This window comes from Geodermatophilus sp. SYSU D00700 (genome assembly GCF_054050255.1).
Genome location: NZ_JBJGZA010000001.1, coordinates 52,399 through 73,204, shown reverse-complemented (window position 1 = coordinate 73,204; position 20,806 = coordinate 52,399). Strand labels below are relative to the sequence as shown.

The 20,806-nt window shown below is 77.9% G+C and carries 19 protein-coding genes; 9 read left to right on the top strand and 10 right to left on the bottom strand.

Going from position 1 to position 20,806, the window contains the following annotated elements; genetic code table 11:
• Positions 1-66: 66 nt before the first annotated feature.
• Positions 67-411 carry a hypothetical protein gene (locus ACI79V_RS00315; protein WP_456885765.1) on the top strand — a complete coding sequence of 115 codons (345 nt, stop codon included), beginning with the start codon at positions 67-69 and terminating at the stop codon, positions 409-411.
• Between the two features lie 150 nt (positions 412-561).
• Here the strand turns inward: ACI79V_RS00315 and ACI79V_RS00310 are convergent, their stop codons facing one another.
• Both ACI79V_RS00310 and ACI79V_RS00305 read right to left on the bottom strand, forming a co-directional pair.
• On the bottom strand, positions 562-1,755 hold the full coding sequence (locus ACI79V_RS00310) for a DUF222 domain-containing protein (protein ID WP_456885763.1): 1,194 nt from the start codon (positions 1,753-1,755) through the stop codon (positions 562-564).
• Positions 1,748-2,050, bottom strand: coding sequence for a hypothetical protein (locus ACI79V_RS00305; protein ID WP_456885761.1), 303 nt, complete (start codon positions 2,048-2,050; stop codon positions 1,748-1,750). The genes ACI79V_RS00310 and ACI79V_RS00305 overlap by 8 nt, the downstream gene beginning before the upstream one ends.
• 128 nt (positions 2,051-2,178) lie before the next feature.
• Here ACI79V_RS00305 and ACI79V_RS00300 point away from each other — a divergent pair, with 128 nt between their 5' ends.
• On the top strand, positions 2,179-2,850 hold the full coding sequence (locus ACI79V_RS00300) for a hemerythrin domain-containing protein (RefSeq protein ID WP_456885759.1): 672 nt from the start codon (positions 2,179-2,181) through the stop codon (positions 2,848-2,850).
• Here ACI79V_RS00300 and ACI79V_RS00295 read toward each other — a convergent pair.
• Positions 2,825-5,137 (bottom strand): ATP-binding protein, encoded by a 2,313-nt coding sequence (locus tag ACI79V_RS00295; protein ID WP_456885757.1) that lies wholly within the window; start codon positions 5,135-5,137, stop codon positions 2,825-2,827. The genes ACI79V_RS00300 and ACI79V_RS00295 overlap by 26 nt on opposite strands.
• A 102-nt stretch (positions 5,138-5,239) precedes the next feature.
• On the opposite strand from ACI79V_RS00295, the gene ACI79V_RS00290 reads away from it, so the two are divergent.
• Positions 5,240-6,784, top strand: coding sequence for an APC family permease (locus ACI79V_RS00290; RefSeq protein WP_456885756.1), 1,545 nt, complete (start codon positions 5,240-5,242; stop codon positions 6,782-6,784).
• Here the strand turns inward: ACI79V_RS00290 and ACI79V_RS00285 are convergent.
• On the bottom strand, positions 6,750-7,934 hold the full coding sequence (locus tag ACI79V_RS00285) for a lycopene cyclase family protein (protein ID WP_456885755.1): 1,185 nt from the start codon (positions 7,932-7,934) through the stop codon (positions 6,750-6,752). The genes ACI79V_RS00290 and ACI79V_RS00285 overlap by 35 nt on opposite strands.
• 111 nt (positions 7,935-8,045) lie before the next feature.
• Between ACI79V_RS00285 and ACI79V_RS00280 the strand changes: the two genes are divergently transcribed.
• Entirely contained in the window at positions 8,046-8,720 is a 675-nt protein-coding gene (locus tag ACI79V_RS00280) for a dienelactone hydrolase family protein (protein ID WP_456885753.1), read from the top strand.
• Here ACI79V_RS00280 and ACI79V_RS00275 read toward each other — a convergent pair.
• Both ACI79V_RS00275 and ACI79V_RS00270 read right to left on the bottom strand, forming a co-directional pair.
• Positions 8,696-9,079: a YchJ family protein gene (locus tag ACI79V_RS00275; protein WP_456885751.1), complete on the bottom strand. Its 384-nt coding sequence runs from the start codon at positions 9,077-9,079 to the stop codon at positions 8,696-8,698. The genes ACI79V_RS00280 and ACI79V_RS00275 overlap by 25 nt on opposite strands.
• Before the next feature lie 4 nt (positions 9,080-9,083).
• The gene (locus ACI79V_RS00270) at positions 9,084-10,724 is read right to left on the bottom strand and encodes an alpha-amylase family glycosyl hydrolase (RefSeq protein WP_456885749.1); all 1,641 of its coding nucleotides are present in this window, start codon (positions 10,722-10,724) and stop codon (positions 9,084-9,086) included.
• A 518-nt stretch (positions 10,725-11,242) separates the two neighbouring features.
• Here ACI79V_RS00270 and ACI79V_RS00265 point away from each other — a divergent pair.
• Positions 11,243-12,271, top strand: a complete 1,029-nt coding sequence (locus tag ACI79V_RS00265) for an LLM class flavin-dependent oxidoreductase (protein ID WP_456885748.1) — start codon at positions 11,243-11,245, stop codon at positions 12,269-12,271.
• 93 nt (positions 12,272-12,364) lie between these two features.
• Here ACI79V_RS00265 and ACI79V_RS00260 read toward each other — a convergent pair whose 3' ends face one another.
• Positions 12,365-13,357: a YihY/virulence factor BrkB family protein gene (locus tag ACI79V_RS00260; RefSeq protein ID WP_456877363.1), complete on the bottom strand. Its 993-nt coding sequence runs from the start codon at positions 13,355-13,357 to the stop codon at positions 12,365-12,367.
• Between the two features lie 134 nt (positions 13,358-13,491).
• On the opposite strand from ACI79V_RS00260, the gene ACI79V_RS00255 reads away from it, so the two are divergent.
• The gene (locus ACI79V_RS00255; protein WP_456885747.1) at positions 13,492-13,773 is read left to right on the top strand and encodes a PspC domain-containing protein; all 282 of its coding nucleotides are present in this window, start codon (positions 13,492-13,494) and stop codon (positions 13,771-13,773) included.
• 57 nt (positions 13,774-13,830) lie between these two features.
• Here ACI79V_RS00255 and ACI79V_RS00250 read toward each other — a convergent pair whose 3' ends face one another.
• On the bottom strand, positions 13,831-16,644 hold the full coding sequence (locus ACI79V_RS00250) for an AAA family ATPase (protein WP_456885746.1): 2,814 nt from the start codon (positions 16,642-16,644) through the stop codon (positions 13,831-13,833).
• A 100-nt stretch (positions 16,645-16,744) separates the two neighbouring features.
• Between ACI79V_RS00250 and ACI79V_RS00245 the strand changes: the two genes are divergently transcribed.
• Positions 16,745-17,224 (top strand): VOC family protein, encoded by a 480-nt coding sequence (locus ACI79V_RS00245; RefSeq protein ID WP_456885745.1) that lies wholly within the window; start codon positions 16,745-16,747, stop codon positions 17,222-17,224.
• Here ACI79V_RS00245 and ACI79V_RS00240 read toward each other — a convergent pair.
• Positions 17,214-17,957 carry a dienelactone hydrolase family protein gene (locus ACI79V_RS00240; RefSeq protein WP_456885744.1) on the bottom strand — a complete coding sequence of 248 codons (744 nt, stop codon included), beginning with the start codon at positions 17,955-17,957 and terminating at the stop codon, positions 17,214-17,216. The two genes, ACI79V_RS00245 and ACI79V_RS00240, sit on opposite strands and share 11 nt — an antisense overlap.
• Positions 17,958-18,087: 130 nt before the next feature.
• Between ACI79V_RS00240 and ACI79V_RS00235 the strand changes: the two genes are divergently transcribed.
• Entirely contained in the window at positions 18,088-19,281 is a 1,194-nt protein-coding gene (locus ACI79V_RS00235; protein WP_456885743.1) for an FAD-dependent oxidoreductase, read from the top strand.
• Between the two features lie 101 nt (positions 19,282-19,382).
• A complete protein-coding gene (locus ACI79V_RS00230) occupies positions 19,383-19,550 on the top strand; it encodes a hypothetical protein (protein ID WP_456876157.1) in 168 nt (55 codons plus the stop codon).
• Positions 19,551-19,566: 16 nt separating this feature from the next.
• Here ACI79V_RS00230 and ACI79V_RS00225 read toward each other — a convergent pair whose 3' ends face one another.
• Positions 19,567-20,769: an MFS transporter gene (locus ACI79V_RS00225; protein ID WP_456885742.1), complete on the bottom strand. Its 1,203-nt coding sequence runs from the start codon at positions 20,767-20,769 to the stop codon at positions 19,567-19,569.
• Positions 20,770-20,806 lie beyond the last annotated feature (37 nt).

Sequence of the window (20,806 nt, the reverse complement as noted above, 5' to 3'; positions counted from 1 at the left end):
GACCCTCCCGCCGGCCGGTGGTGCGGCGTGCACTGGACCCGGCCTGCCGTGCACGGAGGGAGCGCCATGACGAGGTCCAGCACGCCGCCGCCCGGTGAGGGCCGGTACCGGGACATGTCGCCGGAGGAGAAGCTGATCGCGCAGTGGGAGGCGCAGCACGACGTCGCCGCGCGCGGCTCGCGGTGCGACCCGCTGGGCCTGCAGCACCAGCTCAGCCGCGAGCGGCTCGCCGACCGGACCCGGCCGGGCGCCCGCCGGCCTCCGGAGCAGGCGACGGCCGCGCCGCCCGCCCGCGAGCCGGTCGCGTCGACGTCCGCCGACGTGCCGCAGGCCGAGCTGCCGCCCGCCGAGCCCCCGCCCGCCAAACGGCACCCGTGGCGGCGGTTCCGGCACCACGCGTCGGAGCACTGAGTCCGGGCACTCTCCCTCGATGTGGCGACAGGTCGAGTCGTCGACCCGTCGCCACGTCGAGGTGTCCGCACGTCGAGGTGTCCGCACGTCGAGGTGTCCGCACGTCGAGGTGTCCGCACGTCGAGTCGTCGTCTTGTCGACCCGGGCGGCTCAGAACGGCGGGGGTTCGTCCGCAGCCGGTCGGCGGAGACCCGGCGGTCGCGTCACCCGGGTGACGCCGCTGGGTGTGGTGACGGTCAGGAAGCCGTCGTCGTCCATCGCGAAGGCCCAGCCGCGGGCGTGGGTCTTCAGCCGGTGGTGCCGTTCGCACAGACAGCAGAGGTTCGTGCAGTCGGTGAGCCCGCCGCGGCCGTGGGGGGCCACGTGGTCGAGGTCGGTCGAGGCGGCCGGTCGACTGCAGCCGGGCATGCGGCAGGTGCGGTCCCGGGTGGCGACGAACCGCCGCTGAGGTCGGCTGGGCCGGTAGCCGTCGACCTCCGCCGGTCGGCGCAGCAGTGTGCACCGGCAGACCGGACCAGGGTGGTCGGTGCAGCCGCGGCGGGCGAGCCTGACCAGTTCACCTGCGGGGGCCACGGCGCGCAGGGCGCCGGTGCGTGGGTCGGTGAGCGCGACGTCCAGGCAGCCGCCGGCCGGGGCGCGTAGTCCGCCTGGGCAGGCTGCGTCGAGCTGGGCGAGGACCTCGCGCAGGTGGGCGGCGGTGATCGGCTCGCCGTCGATCTCGGCCGGGTCCGCGCCCGGGGTCCCGGCCAGGGCCGGGAGCGGTGCCGACACGGTCACGTGCGCGGTCACCGCCGGGCGGGTGGTGTCCCATGGGCGCAGCACGAGATCGGTGAGCACCCCGGCGCGCAGCACCCCCAGCGGGGCGGTGGCGCCGGCGTCGGCGGCCAGCCGGGCGTGGCGGTCGAGGGTGTCGCGGACGGCGCAGGCGTCCTCGTGTGGCAGCAGGGTCACCAGTTCGGACATGCCGTCGGCGACCGGCCGGACCCGGACGTCCGCCGACTGCCGGGCCTCCCGCCGCCGCCGTTCGGCCGCCCCGGCGTCGAGCCGGACCAACTCCCGGCGCGCGGCGGCCCGCAGCGCGCGCACGCCGAGGTCCATCGCACCGGGCAGCACGGCGGCCTCGACCGCGGCGACCACCCGTGCGGGGTCACCGCGGCGGACCGGCTCGGACAGCTCCGCGGCGATCGCCCGGGCCCGTGACCAGTCGACGAGGCCGTCGGCGAGCGCCGCCCAGGTCGCGGTGAGGTGCCGGGTGAGCAGCAGCGCGATCTCGCACCGCACGCTGGCCTCGGTGACCGAGCAGCGCAGCAGTTGGGCCACCTCGTCGACGGTGAACTCACCCATCCCGGCCAGGCCGCCCTCCGACCACGAGGCCGGGCGCTCCCGACCGGGGCGGTCCGAAGAAGTCGGCCCGGGCGCCGGCCAGCTCGGCGATCAGGGCCACCTCGTAGGCGGCCAGCGCCGAGCGGACGTCCTGGATGCGGCCCAGCTCGAGGGCCTGCGTGGCCGGTGCCCAGGTGCCGACCTGCAGCACGTCGGTCAACCGGAAGGGCCGGGCGCCGTCCTCGTGGGCAGACGCCGCAGCGGGCGGCCGCGGCACCTCCGCCACCGCCAGCCCGACCCCGTAGCCCTCGAACACGTCCCGGACGCTAGCCCGGGGGTACGACAGGAACGGGGTCCTGACCAGCACGGACACCGTGGAGTGTGGGAGAGGTGTGGGGGCGCTGTGGGTGGGACGTGCCGACGGCCGCCGACAGGCTCGACGCCATGACGAACACCGCTCCCGCCCCCGTCCCGATGGCCGACGTCCGCGACATGTACGTCGTCCACCGCGCCTTCCGCCGCGAGTTCCGGCTGCTGCCCGAGCTGGTGCGCGCCGTCGCCCCGGGCGACACCGACCGCGCCGCCGTCCTCGCCGGGCACGCCCGCCTGGTGCTGCAGGGCCTGCACCTGCACCACACCGGTGAGGACGAGTACCTGTGGCCGACGCTGCTCGAGCGCTGCCCGCCCGACGCCGAGGTCGTGCACCGCATGGAGGCCCAGCACGAGCAGGTCGAGCACCTCATCGAGCGGCTCGGCCCCGCGCTGGACCGCTGGGAGGCCGAGGCCCGGCCGGCCGTCGCCGAGGAGGTCGCCGGCACGATCGACGCACTCCGCGAGGTCCTGCTCGTGCACCTGGCGGAGGAGGAGCGGGAGATCCTCCCGCTCGCCGAGCGGCACGTCACGCAGGCGGAGTGGGCGCGGCTGGGGGCGCACGGGCAGGAGGTGATGGCGAAGAAGGACCTGCCGATCCTGTTCGGCGCGCTCGTCGAGGAGTGCAGCCCGGAGGAGCGGGAGATGATGCTCGGCGTCGTCCCGTTCCCCGTCCGCGTCCTGCTGCGGACCGTCCTCGCCCGGCAGTACCGGCGCTACGTCAGCCGCGTCCGGGGGACCCGCTGATCCCGCGGGCCAGGGCCGGGACGTCCTCCGGGCGCAGCAGCCGGCCGGCGTCCCAGGCCCGCCCGAACGCCTCCTCGCCCAGCGTCGCGCGCACCTCCGGCAGCACCACGCGGACCAGCTCCAGGTCGGGCGGGAAGGCCACCGCCACCGACGCCGCCTCCGCCGTCGCCGAGCCCGCGGCGAACAGCCGCGCCGCCAGCTCCGGCGACCCGCGGCGGGCCGCGACGACGGCCAGCCCCGGCAGCGTGTACGCCAGCGTCCAGGTGGTGCGGACCTCCGCGGCCAGGTCCGCGGCCTCGGTCCACCGGGCCAGCGCGGTGTCCTCGTCGCCGGCCAGCTGGGCGAGCGAGGCCTGCACGTTGAGCACCGTGGCCAGCGTGAACGGGCTGCCCAGCTCGCGGGCCAACCGCTCGGCGCGGGCGAGCTCGGCGGTGCCCCCGCCGAGGTCGCCGGCCTGCAGCAGCAGCTGCCCGCGCGCGGTCACCGCGTGCGCCCGCGCCCACGCCTGACCGGTGTCGTCCGCCCGGCGCTCCGCCTCGTCGAGGTCGACGGCGGCGGCGTCGAGGTCCCCGAGGAAGACGGCGGCCGACCCGGTGAGCACCAGCGCGAGCGCCCGCAGGTCCGCGGCCCCGGCGTCGGCGGCGGCGCCCGCGGCGTCGGAGGCGGCTGCGCGGGTTCCCGGGATGTCGCCCGACGCGTAGCGCAGCGCGGCGAGCCCGAGCAGCAGCCGGGCGGCGTCGTCGGGGGCCAGCCCGGCCGGGGACACCTGCGCCACCCAGCCCAGCCCCTCGGCGGCGCCGCCGCGCACCGCCCAGTACAGCCACGTCGCCTCGGTGAGCCGGGCGACGTCGGCCACGCGCCCGTCCGCCACCAGGCGGCCGAGGGCGGCGGCGAGGTTGCCGTGGTCGCGCTCGAGCCGGTCCAGCCACGGCCCCTGCTCCGGCCCGGTCAGCCCGTCGCGGGCACCGGCCGCGAGGTCGAGGACGGCGGCGGTGGCCCGGCCGGCGACGGCGTCGGCCTCGCCGGAGGCCGCGAGCCGGGCCGCGGCGTACTGGCGGACCGGCTCGAGGAGCCGGTACCGGGCCTCGGGCCCGTCCTCGACCGCCACCAGCGACTGCTCCACCAGGCCGCCCAGCTCCGGGACGACGTCGTCGCCGCCGGCCACCGCCCGCGCCGCGTCCAGGCCGAACCCGCCCGCGAACACCGCGAGCCGCCGCAACAGCGCCTGCTCGCCGGCGGTGAGCAGCTCGTGGCTCCAGTCGAGCGCGGCGCGCATCGTGCGCTGCCGCTCGGGCAGGTCCCGCGAGCGGCCGGCGCCCAGGGCGTCGTCGAGCCGGCCGAGCAGCGCCGACGGCGGCAGGTAGCGGGCGTGCGCCGCGGCCAGCTCCAGGGCCAGCGGGAGCCCGTCGAGACGGCGGCAGATCGCGGCGACGGCGGCGGCCGCGGCGTCGTCGAGGGCGACCGTGCGGCCGGCGGCGGCCGCCCGGTCGAGGAAGAGCCGCGCGGCGGGGGAGGCGGCGACGGTCGCGGCGTCCGCGCGCGCCGGGACCGGCAGCGGGCCGAGCGGGAACTCGCGCTCGGCCCGCACCCGCAGGGGCGCGCGGCTGGTGGCCAGCACGGCGAGCCCCGGGCAGCGGGCCAGCAGGCCGGCGACCTCCGGTGCCGCGTCGAGGACGTGCTCGGCGTTGTCCAGGACGACCAGGTGCCGGCGGGCGCCCAGCCGGCCGGCGACGGCGTCGGCCACCGGCCCGGCCGGCCGCTGCCCGCCCAGCGCGCGGGCCAGCTCGGGCAGCACCAGCCGGGCCTCGCGCACCGGCGCGAGCTCGACGACGGTGACGCCGTCGGGGAAGTGCGGGGCCAGCGCCCGTGCCGCGGCCAGTGCCAGCGTCGTCTTGCCGACGCCGCCGGGGCCGGTGAGCGTGAGCAGCCGGGTCGCGCCCGACCGCAGCAGCCCGCCGACCTCGGCCAGCTCCGCGTCCCGGCCGACCAGCGGCGTCGGGAGGACGGGGAGGTCCCGCGCGCTCCCGGTCTCGGCGGGCGCCGGTCCGCCGGGACGCGCGGCCGCGGTCAGGGCCGCGCGGTCGGCGTCGTCGAGGGCCAGTGCGTCGGCCAGCGCGCGGAGGGTGTGCGGGTACGGGCGGCACCGCTCCCCGCGCTCGAGCGCGCTCACGGCCTTGGCGGTCAGGCCCGCCCGGGCGGCGAGCTCCTCCTGGCTGAGCGCGGCCCGCTCGCGCCACTGCCGCAGCATCCCGGCCAGGGGGCCGGGGCCGGGCCGGGAGGTGCTCATCGGCGGGGAGGGTAACCGGGCGCGGTCCCGGTTCGCCGGGGGCCGCGCCGTCGGCGAGAGTGGTGCGGCCCAGCACCTCACTCACCGGAAAGGCCCCTCGACGTGCCCCCCTCGGACGACGGCGACCCCCACCTCGCGGAGTTCGGCTACCGACAGCACCTGGACCGCAGCATCGGCCGGTTCTCCAGCTTCGCGGCCGGCGTCAGCTACATCTCGATCCTCACCGGCACGTTCCAGCTCTTCTACTTCGGGTTCGGCGCCGGCGGGCCGGCCTACGTCTGGTCCTGGCCGCTGGTCTTCGCCGGGCAGCTGATGGTGGCGCTGTGCTTCGCCGAGCTCGCCGCCCGCTACCCGGTGGCCGGGTCGCTCTACAACTGGACCAAGCGGCTGGGCAGCGCGACGACGTCGTGGCTGGCCGGCTGGGTGATGCTCACCGCCTCGATCGTGACCCTCGCCGCGACCGCGCTGGCCTACCAGATCACGCTGCCGCAGCTGTGGTCGGGCTTCCAGGTCGTCGGCGACGGCACCGGCACCTACGACGTCGCCGTCAACGCCGTGCTGCTGGGCGGTCTGCTCATCACGTTCACCACGCTGGTCAACGCCTTCGGCGTGCGGCTGATGTCCCGCATCAACAGCGCCGGGGTGTTCATCGAGCTGGTCGCGGCGGTGCTGATCGTCGTCGTCCTGGCGCTGGCGATCACCCGCGGGCCGCAGGACGTCCTGTTCGACACCGGCGGCCGTGGCGAGGGGCAGCCGCTGGGCTACCTCGGCGCCTTCCTGGTCGCCGCGCTCGCCTCGGGCTACGTCATGTACGGCTTCGACACCGCCAGCTCACTGGGCGAGGAGACGAAGGACCCCGGCCGCACCGCGCCCCGGGCGATCATCCGGGCGATCACCGCGTCGTTCGTGCTCGGCGGGCTGATCCTGCTCTTCGGCCTCATGGCCGCCCCCTCCCTCACCGACCCGGCGCTGTCCTCGGGCGGCGGCGGCCTGCAGTACGTCCTGCTCTCGGTGGCCGGCACGGGGCTGGGCAGGGCGTTCCTCGTCTGCATCGTCGTCGCGGTCACCGTGTGCTGCCTGGCGGTGCACACCGCGGCCATCCGGATGACCTTCGCCATGGCCCGCGACAACGTGCTGCCGGCCAGCGCCCGGCTGGCCCACGTCGACCCGCGGCGGCGGACGCCGGTCGTGCCCGCCGTCGTCGTCGGCACGCTCGCGGTGGGCGTGCTGCTGCTCAACGTCCGCCAGCCGCAGGTGTTCACCGCCCTGACCAGCATGGCCGTGGTGATGATCTACCTGGCCTACCTGCTGGTGACCGGGCCGATGCTGGTCGCCCGGCTGCGCGGTCGCTGGCCGGCACCGGCGCCGGCCGGGCGGTTCTCGCTCGGGCGCTGGGGGCTGCCGGTCAACCTGCTCGCCGTCCTGTGGGGCGCCGGCATGGCGGTGAACCTGGCCTGGCCGCGGCGCGAGATCTACAACGCCACCGGCCCGCAGCACTGGTACCTGCAGTGGGCCGCGCCGCTGTTCATCGGCGCGATCGTCGCGGTGGGGCTGGCCTGGTACCTGCTGCGCCAGCGCAAGCGCACCGGCGTGCTGCCCGAGCACGCCGCCGTCATCGAGCCGACCCCGCCGCCCGCGCCCGCCTGAGCCGGGGCACCCCCCGCGCGACGCGGCCCAGCAGCCGGGCGCGCTGCGCGGGGGAGAGGGCGGCGAACACCCGCGCCATCGCCCCGGCGACCGCCGGCGGGGGCGACCCGACGTCGAGGTAGGCCGCCCACGCCCGCTCGGGCAGGGTGAAGAACGCGGCGAAGAAGGCGTCGGTGGCGGCGGTGTCCAGTGGCAGCAGCACCTCCAGGCCCAGGCCGAGCAGCGCCGCCGTCGCCCGGGGCCGGGCCGCGCGCACCGCCCGCCGGGCCGCGGCCGGGCCGCCCCCGCCGGTGAGCGAGGCGGCCACCCGGGGGCCCAGCCGCAGCGACGCGGCCACGCTGTAGCCGGTGGCCGGGTGCACCAGCCCGGCGGCCGCACCCAGCGGCGTGCCCGGACCGCCGCCGCGGGACGGCGCGTCGAGCGGGATCGCCACCCGCTCGGCGGCCCCGGCCGGGCGCAGGCCGTGCGCGGCGAGCAGCGCGGCCAGCCGGTCCCGCAGGCCGGGCAGCGGCAGCGGCGGCCGGGCGGCGAGGGAGGTGGCCTCGAGCAGCACGGTGCCGTCGTCGAGGGGGAGCCCGTAGAGGAACGCCGGTGGCGCACCGGGTGCGGCCAGCGCCGTCCAGTCCATGAGCAGCGCGCCGCCGGGCGGCACGAGGTCGGGGACCGGACCGGCCACCACCTCACCCCAGGCCCGCTGCTGCGCCGTCCCCGGCCCGCCGCCGCGGGCGTCGAGGACCACCCGCGCGGCCAGCCGCCCGCCGTCGGCGAGGACGGTGACCTCCCCGCGCTCGACGGCCGTCACGCGGCCGGTGACCACCGTCCCGCCGGCCGCCCGGAACCGGTCGAGCAGCGCGGCGTGCACGACGTCGTTGCGCAGCCGGGCGTAGCCGCGCGCGAGCCGCCGCTCGCCGCCCGCTGCGGTGCGGACGACGGTGGGGGCGTACCGCGCCGCGGCGGCGGCCGGGTCGAGGCCGAGCGGCCCGGCCGCGGCGTCGAGCTCGTCGGCCCACAGGCAGTAGGTGGCCGGCCAGGCGCGCAGCGACGGGGTGACCAGCGCCGTCCGCAGGCCCGCCGCGGCGCACGCGGCCGCGGCGGACAGGCCCGCAGGACCACTCCCCGCCACCAGGACGTCGAGGTCGGCGGGGGGCACGGCGGCAGACCACCACACCCCCGGTCGGGGCGCCAGGCCGGGGGTGCGCGTCGGTCCGGGCGGGTCCGGGTACCGGGGAGGACGGAGTCCGTCGCCCGAGGAGGGACGTCGATGCGCGCCGGGGGACCGGTCGAACTGCCCGCAGCCGGGACGGTGCTGGCCGGTGACCTCACCGTGCCGCCCGGTGCCCGCGGGGTGGTCCTCTTCGCGCACGGCAGCGGCAGCAGTCGGCACAGTCCCCGCAACCGGGAGGTGGCCGCCGCGCTGCAGCGGGCGGACCTCGGCACCCTGCTGCTGGACCTGCTCACGGCTGCCGAGGAGGAGGTCGACGCCCGCACGCGGGAACTGCGCTTCGACGTCCGGCTGCTCGGCGGCCGGCTGACCGCCGCCGCCGACTGGCTGGGCGGCGCGCCGGGCACCGCCGGGCTCCCGCTGGCCACCTTCGGCGCCAGCACCGGGGCCGCCGCCGCGGTCGTCACGGCGGCCGACCGTCCCGACCGCGTCGTGGCGGTGGTCTCCCGCGGCGGCCGTCCCGACCTGGCCGGGGAGGCGCTGGAGCGGCTGCGGGCGCCGACGCTGCTGATCGTGGGCGGGGCCGACGAGCGCGTGCTCGAGCTCAACCGCGCGGCCACCGCGCGCCTGCGGGCGGTGCACGAGCTGGCCGTCGTCCCCGGCGCGACCCACCTGTTCCCCGAGCCGGGCGCCCTGCGCCACGTCGTCGAGCTGACGCTCGGCTGGCTGGAGCGCTGGCTGCCGGCGCGTCAGGCCGGGTCGCCGTCGACGTAGACCCAGCGGCCGCCGACGCGGCGGAACCGGCTGCGCTCGCCCTGCACGTGCCGCTCCCCGCCGGCCCGGGCGGACGCGCGGAAGGTGACCGTGCCCTCGGCGTCGAACAGCCCGCCGCCGGTCGTCCCCAGCACCTCCAGCCCGATCCAGCGCATCCCCGGGTCGAGGTCCAGCGTGCGCGGCCGGGTGGCGGGGTCCCAGGTGGCGAGGAGGTAGGCCGGGTCGCCGACGGCGAAGGCGCTGTAGCGCGACCGCATCAACTGCTCGGCGGTCGCCGCGGTCGCCGTCCCGTCGTGCAGCCGGCCGCAGCACTCGGCGTAGGCCAGGCCGGATCCGCAGGGGCAGCGTCGGGGGCGCACCCCCTCAGTCTTCAGCGATCCAGACGGCGGTGTCGGGCGGCAGGGCCACCGAGCGGGCCGAGGAGTGCACGCCCGGGCCCGACTCGAGCAGCACCTGCCCGCGCGAGCGGACCAGCACCGGCTCGGCGCCCATGTTGACCACGCAGCGCACCGTGCGGCCGCCGCCGGTGCACCGGACGGTCAGCACGTCGCCGCGGGTGCTCACGGTGGCCTCGCCGGTCCCCAGCGCGGGGTGCTCGGCGCGCACGGCCAGCGCCTGGCGGTACAGGTGCAGCACCGAGCCGGACTCGCGGGTCTGCCGGGAGACGGCGTGCCGCTTCCACTCCGCGGGCACCGGCAGCCACGGCCTGGCCGAGCGGTCGCGGGAGAAGCCGACGCCGGTGGTGGCGTTCCACGGCATCGGCACGCGGCAGCCGTCGCGGCCGGCCCGCGCGCCACCGCTGCGGTGGAAGATCGGGTCCTGCTTGCACTCGTCGGGCACGTGCGCCTGCGGCAGGCCGAGCTCGTCGCCGGCGTAGACGTAGGCCGAGCCGGGCAGCGACAGCAGCAGCAGGGCCGCCGCGCGGGCGCGGGCCAGGCCGGTCTCGCCGCCGCCGAAGCGGGTGACCATGCGGTCCTTGTCGTGGTTGCCCAGCACCCAGCTGACCGGGGCGCCGACCCGACCGAAGGCCTCCAGCGCGCTGCCGATCGCCTCGGCGAAGGCGGGGGTCTCCCACCGCGACTTGAGCAGCCGGAAGGACAGCGACTGGTGCATCTCGTCGGGCCGCGAGTACAGCGCGACCTCGTCGAGGTCGGCCAGGCAGACCTCGCCGACCAGCATGGTGTCCGGGTACTCGTCGCAGATCGACCGCCAGCGGCGCCACACGTCGTGCACCTCGGGCTGGTTCCACGTCATCGCCTGCTCGGGGCCGTGGCCGAACAGCGTGGGGGAGTACTCGCCGGGGTTGTCCCGCAGGCCGGCGTCCTTGTAGAGGCCGTAGGCGACGTCGACCCGGAAGCCGCTCACGCCCCGGTCGAGCCAGAAGCGCAGGGTCCGCTCGAAATCCTCGGCGACGGCGGGGTCGCGCCAGTTGAGGTCGGGCTGCTCGGGGGCGAACAGGTGCAGGTACCAGCGGCCGTCGGCGGTCCGCGACCACGCCGGCCCGCCGAACAGCGACCGCCAGTTGTTCGGCGGCTGCTCCGACGGCGGGGCGAAGTGGTACCGGGACGCCTCGGGGCAGTCCGGGTCGGCCAGCGCCGCCTGGAACCACGGGTGCTGGTCGGAGGTGTGGTTGGGGACGACGTCGAGCACCACGCGCAGGCCCAGCCGTCGCGCGTCGGCGACCAGCGCCTCGACGTCGGACACGTCGCCGTACTCGGGGTCCACCGCCCGGTAGTCGGTGACGTCGTAGCCGCCGTCCGCGCCGCCCGAGGGGTAGTGCGGGTTGATCCACAGCGCGTCCACGCCCAGCCACGACAGGTAGGGCAGGCGGGCGCGCAGGCCGGCCAGGTCACCGATGCCGTCGCCGTCGCCGTCGGCGAACGAGCGCAGGTACACCTGGTAGACGACGGCCGAGCGCCACCACGGGCCGTCCTGGGCGGGCGTCTCCCGGGGCCACGGCTGCTGACCGGCGACGGTGCCGGCCGCGACGAGTCGAGCGGACATGCGCCCAGGATCGGCACTCAGCGTGGTCGGACGGCAGTGTCCCGACGCCAAAGGGTGAGGTCGTGATCGTCACATCTCGCCGAACGTGCAGGTGCAGGCGTCGGTGCGTGTCCTCCCGCACACCCGGATGGGCGACCGCCCCGTCCGTGTTGCACCAGCCGTCCCACGAGTCACGAGCCGCGGCAGCGCCGCGGCAGGGAGTATCCGCACCATGACCAGCTCGATGGCCGATCGCGCCGTCTGTCACCGTCACCCCCGGCACGTCTGGATCGCCAGCTGCCCCGACTGCACCTCCTGGCACCTCGCCGGCCTGCGGGCCCGGCGCGGTGAGGGCGCGGCGCCCCGTCCCCGCGGGACGGGGGACACCCCCGCGCAGACCGCCTCGGCGGCCTGAACCACTCCCGACGCCCCTCCGGCCTCCCGGCCCGAGGGGCGTCGTCGTCCCCGGCCGCCGCGCCGTGCGGTTCACTGGTGGTTGAACGCTCGACGACCCGCTCCCACCCCGCAGGAGGACCGCCGTGCACCTGGGCATCGACAGCTTCGTGGCGGCGGTGACCGACCCGGCCACCGGTCGCGCCGTGGGACCGGAGGAGCGGATGGCCGACCTGCTGGAGGAGATCGAGACCGCCGACCGGGTGGGGCTGCACTCCTTCGGCATCGGGGAGCACCACCGGCCCGAGTACTACGACTCCGCGCCGCCGGTGATCCTGGCCGCGGCGGCCGCCCGGACCTCCCGGATCCGGCTGGGCAGCGCGGTCACCGTGCTGTCGGCCGCCGACCCGGTCCGGGTCTTCCAGCAGTTCGCCACCCTCGACCTGATCAGCCGCGGCCGCATCGACCTCGTCGTGGGCCGGGGCTCGTTCACCGAGGCGTTCCCGCTCTTCGGCCTCTCCCTCGCCGACTACGACGAGTTGTTCGACGAGAAGCTCGACCTGCTGCTGCGGATCCGGGCCTCGGAGCAGGTCACCTGGTCCGGCCGGCACCGGCCGGCGCTCACCGGGCAGGGCGTGTACCCCCGGCCGCTGCAGGACCCGCTGCCGGTCTGGGTCGGCGTCGGCGGCACGCCGCTGTCCTTCGTGCGCGCCGGGGTGCTCGGCCTGCCGCTGATGGTCGCGATCATCGGCGGCGAGCCGCGGCAGTTCGCGCCGCTGGTCGACCTGTACCGGCAGGCCGGCGAGCGGGCCGGGCACCGGCCCGAGGACCTGAAGGTAGGCCTGCACGTGTTCGGCTTCGTCGCCGAGAGCACCGAGGCCGCCGCGGACACGATCTACCCCGGCTGGCACGAGATGTTCGCCAAGGTCTCCCGGGAGCGCGGGTTCCCCCCGCCCAGCCGGGCGCGGTTCGACGCCACCAGCGGGCCCGACGGGGCGTTCTTCCTGGGCGACCCCGACACCGTCGCCGAGAAGCTGGTGCGCGTGTCCGGGCAGCTCGGCGGCGTCGACCGGGTGTCGATCCAGATGACCAACCCGCGGCTGGCGCACGCCGACCTGCTGCGCGGCATCGAGCTGCTGGGCACCGAGGTGGCGCCGAAGGTGGCCGACGCCTGAGCCCTCCGCGCCGTCGAGTGAGCGGTTGCCGCCGCTCGGGACGGCGTGTCGGCGCGTGTCGCCGACCGCAACTGCGCGCTCGGGTCGCCGTCGTCAGGGGTCGCGCGGGAAGGGCGGGGCGTCGTCGGCCACCACCGCACCCCGCTCACCCCGGGGGCGCTCGGGCCCGATGGTCGAGTCGCGCTCGGTCTGCCGCTCGGCCTCGGCGTTCACCACCGCGCCCAGGACGACCAGGAAGACGCTGAGCCACAGCCACACCATGCTGATGGCCACGCCGGCCAGGGAGCCGTAGGTGGCCGTGTAGTCCCCGAGGCTCTGCACGTAGCCGAACAGCGCCGCCGACGTCGCCAGCCAGAGGACCGTCGCGAGCACCGCGCCCCCGCTGATCCACCGCCAGCGCGCCTGCCGCCGGTCGGGGCCGATCCGGTAGAGGACGGCGAGCACGACCACCATGAGCCCGGCCAGACCGAGCCAGAGCAGGACGGGTTCGACGGCGCGGACCGGTCCGGGTGCCCCGGCGACCACCGACGACAGCAGGGTGGCGCCGGCGATCACCCCGCCCAGGAGCGCGGCCCCGCCCAGCACCACGGCCAGCCCGAGCCCGCTGCGCCGGAGGAAGCCCCGGGTCTCCTGCTCGTCGTAGGCCAGGGTCAGCGCGTCGACGAGGTAGGTGGCGGCGGTCGTCGCCGTCCACAGGGCCGCCACCAGGCCGCTGATCCCCCGCCAGGTGAGCACCTGGCCGGAGGCGGTGGTGATGCTGGTGAGCTGGTCGGCGACGAGGGGTTCGAGGTCGTCGGGCAGCACCTCGGCCATGTCCGACAGCTGGTCGAGGGCCTGCTCCGGGGTGTTGACGGCGCCGTAGATCGACAGCGCGGTCACCAGCACCGGGGCGATCGACAGCAGGGCGAAGAAGGCGACCGCCGAGACCTGCACCATCAGCCGCTCGCCGAACGCCTGCCGGGCGGACCGGCCGAGGACGTGCCACCACTCCCGGAGCGAGAGGTGGTGCGGGGACGTGGCGTCGCTCGACCCGGAGCGCGCGGCCGGCCCGCCGGTCGGCGCCCCGCTGCCGCGAGCGTCCGCCATGCACGGAGTGTGCCCGCTGCGCCGTCCCGGCACGCGGGTGGGGCGGGTCGGGGGATCCCCGGACGCCGAGGACCAGGGACCGGTCCGGGCGTCGCCGGATACCCCGCCGCGGCCGCTCCCGGGAGGCTCGTGGCATGACACAGATCCCCTCCACCACCTCCCGTCCCGAACTCCGCCGCGTCCGCTCCGGCGCGATGCTCGGCGGCGTCAGCACCGGCCTCGCCGCCCACACCGGCATCGACACCGTGCTGTGGCGGGCCGCGTTCGTGGCGCTGACCCTCGCCGGCGGCGTCGGCCTGGTGCTCTACGCCGTCCTCTGGGTGCTCACCCCGCCGGCGCCGCTGGCGCCGGGCGAGCAGCCGCGTCCGCTCGACCGGTTCGTCGACCGGCTGGCCGGCCGGGACGACGCCGCCTGAGCCGACGCCGCCCGGGACGACGCCGCCCGAGACGCCCGAGCCGGGTGGGCGGGCCGCTCAGCCGCCGGGGGGGACCAGCCGGGCCAGCTGCACCCGGGACCGCAGCCCGCGCTTGCGGTAGACGCTGGTCAGGTGGTGCTCCACGGTCTTCGGGCTGAGGAACAGCTCCGCGGCGATCTCCCGGTTCGACGCCCCCCGCGCCGCGAGGAGCGCGATCCGCGTCTCCTGCGCGGTGAGCGGCTCCTCCGGCAGCGGACGGCGGGGCCGCGCGGTCCGCCCGGTGGCCCGCAGCTCCTCCTCCGCCCGCCGCGCCCAGTGCACCAGGTCCAGGGCGGCGAACGCGTCCGCGGCTGCGGCCAGCTCCTCGCGGGCGCGGGTGCGGCGGCCCGACCGGCGCAGCCGCTCGCCGAACAGCAGCCGGGTGTGCGGGGTCTCGAAGGCGTCCGGGGCCGCGGCGTGGGCGGCCAGCGCCCGCTCGAACAGCGCGGTGGCCTCGTCGTCGTCGGGGCAGGCCAGGGCCCGGCAGCGCGCCACCAGCGCGGCGGTCGGCGGCAGCGGTGACCGCGACACCCGCTCGTACTCGGCGGCCAGCTCCGCGGCCTCGGCGACCCGACCCAACCCCGCCCAGGCCTCGACCAGCACCGGCGCCACGCCGAGCGGCTCGCCGAGCGGGCCGACCCCGCCGTCGGCGGCCAGCCGTGCCTCCAGCAGCCGCGCGACGGCGGCCAGGTCACCGCGGCACAGGGCGCAGAACGCCTCGTTGACCGTGAGGTGGGCCGCCACCGCGGCGGTGCCGGCCCGGGTGACGAGGGCGCGGGCGCGGTCGAGGTACGCCGCCGCCTCGTCGTGCCGGCCGCGGGCGGCGGCCTCCCACGCGAGCAGCTCCAGGGCGGGGGCGGCGTCGGCGACGTAGCCGAGCTGCTCGGCGAGCTCGACGGCCTCCCCGGCGTCGGCGTAGGCGCCCGCGTGGTCCCCGAGCATCTCGGCCCGGCCGTGGGCGGTCATCGACAGCACGCTCACCAGCACCCCGAGGGCGCCGAGGGTGCGGGCCTCGCGGAGGCGGCGCTCGACGACGGGGACGGCGGCCAGCGGGTCGGCCAGCCAGCCCAGCGCGAGGACGAGCAGGGGCAGCAGCCGGGGCTCGGCGCGCAGCTCCGGGTCGGCCTCCATGCCCTCCACCGCCGCCCGGAGGTGCGGCCGGCCGCGGTCGGGGTCGCCGACGTGCAGGGCGGCGATCCCGGTGACCCACGCCGCCAGCACCCGCTGCAGGGGGTCGCCGGTCCCCGCGGCCGCGGTGATCCGCCGCGCCGTCGCCTGCATCCCCGCCACGTCGCCGAGCCGGTGCTGCACGACGGCGAGGTCGGTGAGCACCCAGGCGGCGGTGCGGCCCTCCGCGGTCTCCGCAGCGGCCCGGAGCAGGTCGTGCGCGGCGGGCACCGAGCCGGTGTCCTGCTCGACCCGGCCGAGCACGTGCAGCACCTCGGCGCGCACCCCAGGGGGAGCCGCACCGCGCAGCACCTCGCCCGCCAGCGCGCGGGCGCGGGCGGCGTCCCCGCCGTCGGCGGCGTCGCGCACGGCCGCGGCGAGCAGCGCCGCGGCCCGGGCGGCGTCGCCGGTCAGTGCCGCGGCCCGCTCGAGGGCCGCCGAGGAGGCGGCGAGCCCGCGGCGGCCGCGCGCCCGGCCGGCGACCACCGCCAGCTCGCCGGCCAGCGCCTCGTCCGGTCCGGCGGCGGCGAGCGCGCGGTGCCAGGTGCGGGCGACGTCGTCGCCGCTGCGCGCGGTCTCGGCGAGCAGGTGGTGGGCGCGGCGGCGGTCGGCGGGGGAGGCCCGGCGCCACACGAGGCTGCGCAGCAGCGGGTGCCGGAAGTCCAGGGCGTCGCCGGTGCGCACGACGACGCCGCGCTGCTCGGCGGCGTCCAGCGCCGCGGCGGGGTCGGTGCCCGTGCGGGCGAGCGCCGCGGCCACCGTGGCGGCGTTGCCGTCGTACGCCGCGGCCAGCAGCAGCACCGCCTCCCGCGCCCCGGGCGGCAGCGCGGCCAGCTCCGGGTCGAACGCCCCGGCCAGCGCCGGGCCGGTGGGCAGGTCCGCGGGCAGCGGCTCGGTGCCCGCACGCTGCGCCGGGGAGAGCGCCGCGGCCACCTCCAGGAGCGCGAGCGGGATGCCGCCGACGCGGTCGGCGAGCCGGCGCGCCACGGCGGGGGCCACCCGACCGGCGAGCAGCGTGCGGGCCTCCTCGGCGGGCAGTGCCCCCACCGGGAGCAGGTCGGCACCGGGCACCGGGTCCGGGGACGGCCGCCGGGAGACCACGACCGCGACCCGGTCCCCGTGCATCCGGCGGGCGGCGAACAGCAGCGCGGCCGCGGACTCGGCGTCGGCCCACTGGAGGTCGTCGACCAGGACCAGCAGGGACGTGTCCGCCGCGGTCGCGGCCAGCAGCGAGAGGGTGCCGGCCCCGACCAGGTGCCGCTCGCCCGGGACGTCGGGCGGGCCCCAGCCCAGCGCCGCCGCGAGGGCCGCCGCCTGACCCGGCGGGACCCCGGCCAGCAGGGGGCGCAGCGGGCCGAGCAGCTCCAGCAGGACGGCGTGGGGGAGCGTCGCCTCCGACTCGATCCCGCGCGCCTGCAGCACGGTGGACCCGGTGGCGCGCGCGGCCGCGGCCCGCAGCAGCGCGGTCTTGCCGACGCCGGCCTCGCCCTCGACGACCAGCAGCCCCGACCGGCCCGACCGGGCGTCGTCGAGGAGCCGCTCGATGCGTGCCAGCTCCGCCGTCCGGCCGACCAGGTCGGGGGTTTCCCCCGACGCGACGGCCTGCCCGCCGGCCGCACGCTCGTCCGGCAGGAGCCCATCGGGAGGACGCCATGACCACGACACCGGGGCGCAGCCTAACGCCGCGCGAGGCCCAGCTGAGGTGGATCGCCGCCTGGTTCGGAGCGCCGCTGGATCCGCGGCTGCTGCCGCGCCGGAGGCCCCGGTGACCGCCCCGGCGGTCGACCACCTGACCCTGACGGTGACCGACCTCGACCGCAGCCAGCGGTTCTACTGCGCGGTCCTGGACCTGGTCCGGCTCGCCGACTTCGGGGACGTCCGCGTGCTGGTGCACCCGGCCAGCGGCTTCACTCTCTCGCTGGCCCGCCACGGTGCCGGCGGCGGGCGCTTCGACGAGACCCGCACCGGGCTGGACCACCTCGGGTTCGCCGCCGCTTCCCGAGAGGAGCTGGCGGCCCGGGAGGCGCAGCTGGCGGCGCTGGGCGCGACGTACACGCCGGTCCGGGAGATGCCCCTCGGGTGGCACCTGAACTTCCGCGACCCCGACGGCATCGCCCTGGAGTTCGTCGCCCCCAACGCGCTGCTGGAGCAGGCGTACGCCGAACTGCGCGACACCGACCTGCCGCCGGCGGGGATCGAGGCGCGGGCCCGCGAGGTGCTGGCCGCGGCGGGGGTCAGCCCCTGAGGTGCTCGTCGAACCAGGCGCCGGTACGGGCCCAGGTGTCGGCCGCGGCCGCCGCGTCCGGCCGGATCCGCAGCACGTTCCGCAGCAGCGGGCGCAGCGGCCGCGGGCCGACCGGCGCGTCGTGCAGGAACCCGTGGCCGACGCCGGGGTACTCCCGCACGTCGTGCCGGACCCCGAGCCGGGTGAGCACGGTCCCGAGTTCCGCGGCGGTGCCGCGCAGGCCCGGGTCCGCGCCGCCGTAGGCCGCGACGAGGGGACAGGACCCGAGGAGCGCGGTGTGCGGGTCCGCCGGCAGCCGCGCGTAGAAGACCGCGGCCGCGTCGAAGCCGCGGGCGGCCACGTGCAGGGCCAGGCCCCCGCCGACGCTGGACCCCAGCACGCCCAGCCGGCCGGTGCAGCCGGGCATCGCGGCCAGGTGCGCGCGGGTCGCCTCGACGTCGGCGAACGGGCGCCCACGCCCGGCGGCGACCGCCTTGAAGGTCGGCACCAGGCTGCGCCGGGCGCCGCCGTCGGTGAACAGGTCCGGCATCAGCGCCAGGTAGCCGGCGTCGGCCATCCGCTGCACCTGCCGGCGCATGACGCCGTCGATCCCGAAGGCCTCGTGCAGCAGCACCACCCCCGGCCAGGGACCGGGCCCCTCCGGGACGCCGAGGACACCCCGCAGCCCGGGTGTCCCGTCCGGTGCCGCCGGGATCGCGACGTCGCTGAGCGTGGCGGGCTGCAGACCGGTCATGCGCCGATGCTGGCAGAGCGGCGCGCCGCCGGACACCGGCTGCGCGCACGGAGGGCTTGGATCCGGCCGCGCCGTGTGAGGGGATGCCGGTACGCGCCCGGTGGCGGGCGCCGGACCGGAGGTGCGGGGGATGACACGGGCGATCGTCGTCGGCGGCGGGGTCGCCGGCCCGGTGGCGGCCATGGCGCTGCAGCGGGCCGGCATCGAGGCGACGGTGCACGAGGCGCACCCCGCGCCGGCCGGGGACGTCGGCGCGTGGCTCGGCGTCCAGGTCAACGGCCTCGACGCGCTGCGGGCGATCGACGCCGAGGACGCCGTCCGCACCGCGGGGTTCCCCACGCCCGTGATCGAGTTCCGCAACGCGGCCGGCCGGGTGCTCGGCGTCCTCCCCACCGGGGACCCCGGGCGGCCGCCGGGCATCTCGCTGCGGCGCTCGGACCTCTACCGGGCCCTGCACGCCGAGGCGCTGCGCCGCGGCATCGAGGTCCGCTACGGCTCCCGGCTGACCGGCGCGGAGGACACCGGCTCCGGCGTCACCGCGCAGTTCGCCGACGGCCGCACCGAGACGGCCGACCTGCTCGTCGGCGCGGACGGCGTCCGGTCGACGGTGCGGGCGCTGGTCGACCCCGGCTGCCCGCCGCCCCGCTTCGTGCCCGTTCTCAACACCGCCGGGTACTCCGAGCACACACCCGACGACGCCGAGGTCGGCCGGCTGACCATGGTCTTCGGCCGGCGCGGCTTCGCCGGCTACCTCGCCGCGCCCACCGGCGGGACCTGGTGGTTCGCCAATCCGCCGTTGTCCGCGGAGCCGTCGCCGGAGGAGGTCGCCGGCACCTCCGACCTGCAGTGGCGGGCTCGCCTCTACGACCTGCACCGCGGCGACCGGTCGCCGCTGGTGGCGCTGGTGGAGGCCACGCCCGGTCCGCTGCGCGGGTGGACCACCCACGACGTCCCCCGCGTGGACCACTGGCACCGCGGGCGCACGGTGCTGGTCGGGGACGCCGCGCACGCGACGTCGCCGGCGGCCGGGCAGGGCTCGTCGCTGGCGGTGGAGGACGCCGTCGTGCTCGCCCGCTGCCTGCGCGACCTGCCCGTCGGCGAGGCGCTGCGGACCTTCGTCGGCCTGCGCCGGGCGCGCGCGGAGCGGGTCGTCGCGCAGGGCTTCGCCACCAGCAGCGCCAAGTCGCCCCCGGCCGTGGGCCGTCTCGTCCGCGACCTGGTGATGCCGCTGGTGCTGCGCCACCGCGACCCGACGGCCTGGATGCGGGCCCACTCGGTCGACTGGGACGCACCCGCCGTGCCCGCGCCGGTCCCGGCGGGCTGACGTCCGCGGCGGCGCGTGTGGCGGCGGCCCCGGGCGGGCACCGGGGAGCCGTCGGCACGGCTCCGCCGGACGGGCGGGCCGAACGGGACGAGGAGGCGGTCGTGGGCGGCACCGATCCGGGCGAACAGCCGGGGACCCAGCCGGGCACCGAGGACGAGGGCTCGCACGCCAGCGTGGGCCAGGACCCCGCGCGGGAGGGCGGCGGCCGCACCGGCGGGGAGACGTCGGTCGACGAGGCGATGGGCCAGGAGGCCGAGCCGCAGGGCTGACCGGAGCCCGGCCGGGTCAGCGCCCGGCGGGCGGCGCCGACCGCGGGATGGCCAGCGCGGCGACCAGCCCCGCGGCCACCACCGCGGTGCTGACCGCGAAGGCCACCTGGTAGGAGGCGACGTCGGTGAGCCAGCCGGCCACCAGTGGGCCCGCGACCGCGCCGAGGTCGGCCGACATCTGGAACACCGCCACGACCCGGCCGCCGCGGGCCGGGCTCACGTCGCCGACCAGGGCCGCCGGCACGCTGGCCAGCAGCGAGGCGGCCAGCCCGTAGGTGGCCATCGACAGCAGGAACGCCCCGGTCGCGGGCGGCAGCACCAGGACCGCCATCGCCGCGGTCCCGACCGCCGCGCCCAGCACCAGGCTCGGCCGGCGGCCCCAGGTGTCGGCCAGCCGGCCCGAGCGCAGCAGACCCAGCGCCTGCGCCGCCGACCCGGCCAGCAGCCCGGCCCCGGCCCAGGCCGCGGTCCGGCCGAGCTCCTCGGTCACGTAGAGGGGGACCAGCGAGTTGCGGACGCCGAAGAGCACCCAGCCGATGCCCAGGTTGGCCACCAGCGCCGCGACGTAGGCCCGGGAGCGCAGCGCGGCCCGCAGCGGCAGCGGCCGGTCGGACAGGTCGGGCGCCGCGACCGCCACGCCGACGCCCTCGTCGTCGGGGGACCGCAGCAGCACCATCGCCACCGCGCCGGCCACCAGCAGGAACCCGGCGTAGAGGAGGAACGGCAGCCGCGGGGACAGGGTGGTGAGCAGGCCGCCGGCCGCGGGCCCGGCGATGCCGCCGAGGATGAACCCGCCCTGGTAGGTGGCCGCCGCCCGGCCCCGGTGCGTCGGCGGCGACACCCGCAGCAGCAGCGCCAGCGCGGCCACGGTGAACATGGCGCTGCCGATCCCGCCCGCGGCGCGCAGCACCAGGAAGACCGGGAACGACGTCGCCAGCCCGGCCAGGCCGGTGGTCAGCGCGACCAGCACCAGCCCGGCGGCGAGGACCAGCCGTTCCCCGAGCCGCTCGACCAGCGAGCCCCCGCCGAACGCGGAGACGAAGCGGAAGAAGGCGAACGCGCTCACGGCCAGGCCGACGGCCGTCGTCCCCACGCCGAAGGAGCGGGCGAACAGGGGGATGGCCGGCGCGACGATGCCGAAGCCCAGCGCGACGACGAAGGCGACGACGGCCAGGACGCCGACCTCGCGGGGGAGCTCGTCCGCCCCCCGTCGCCGCACGCGGCCGATGCTGTCAGGTCGCCCGGCGTGCCTGCCC

Excerpts from the sequence above, each read along its gene's own strand:
- ACI79V_RS00260 (WP_456877363.1), bottom strand. The coding sequence starts at position 13,357 with ATGGCGGACGCTCGCGGCAGCGGGGCGCCGACCGGCGGGCCGGCCGCG.
- ACI79V_RS00310 (WP_456885763.1), bottom strand. The coding sequence starts at position 1,755 with ATGGGTGAGTTCACCGTCGACGAGGTGGCCCAACTGCTGCGCTGCTCG.
- ACI79V_RS00270 (WP_456885749.1), bottom strand. The coding sequence starts at position 10,724 with ATGTCCGCTCGACTCGTCGCGGCCGGCACCGTCGCCGGTCAGCAGCCG.
- ACI79V_RS00280 (WP_456885753.1), top strand. The coding sequence starts at position 8,046 with ATGCGCGCCGGGGGACCGGTCGAACTGCCCGCAGCCGGGACGGTGCTG.
- ACI79V_RS00240 (WP_456885744.1), bottom strand. The coding sequence starts at position 17,957 with ATGACCGGTCTGCAGCCCGCCACGCTCAGCGACGTCGCGATCCCGGCG.
- ACI79V_RS00295 (WP_456885757.1), bottom strand. The coding sequence starts at position 5,137 with ATGAGCACCTCCCGGCCCGGCCCCGGCCCCCTGGCCGGGATGCTGCGG.
- ACI79V_RS00235 (WP_456885743.1), top strand. The coding sequence starts at position 18,088 with ATGACACGGGCGATCGTCGTCGGCGGCGGGGTCGCCGGCCCGGTGGCG.
- ACI79V_RS00315 (WP_456885765.1), top strand. The coding sequence starts at position 67 with ATGACGAGGTCCAGCACGCCGCCGCCCGGTGAGGGCCGGTACCGGGAC.
- ACI79V_RS00300 (WP_456885759.1), top strand. The coding sequence starts at position 2,179 with ATGACGAACACCGCTCCCGCCCCCGTCCCGATGGCCGACGTCCGCGAC.
- ACI79V_RS00255 (WP_456885747.1), top strand. The coding sequence starts at position 13,492 with ATGACACAGATCCCCTCCACCACCTCCCGTCCCGAACTCCGCCGCGTC.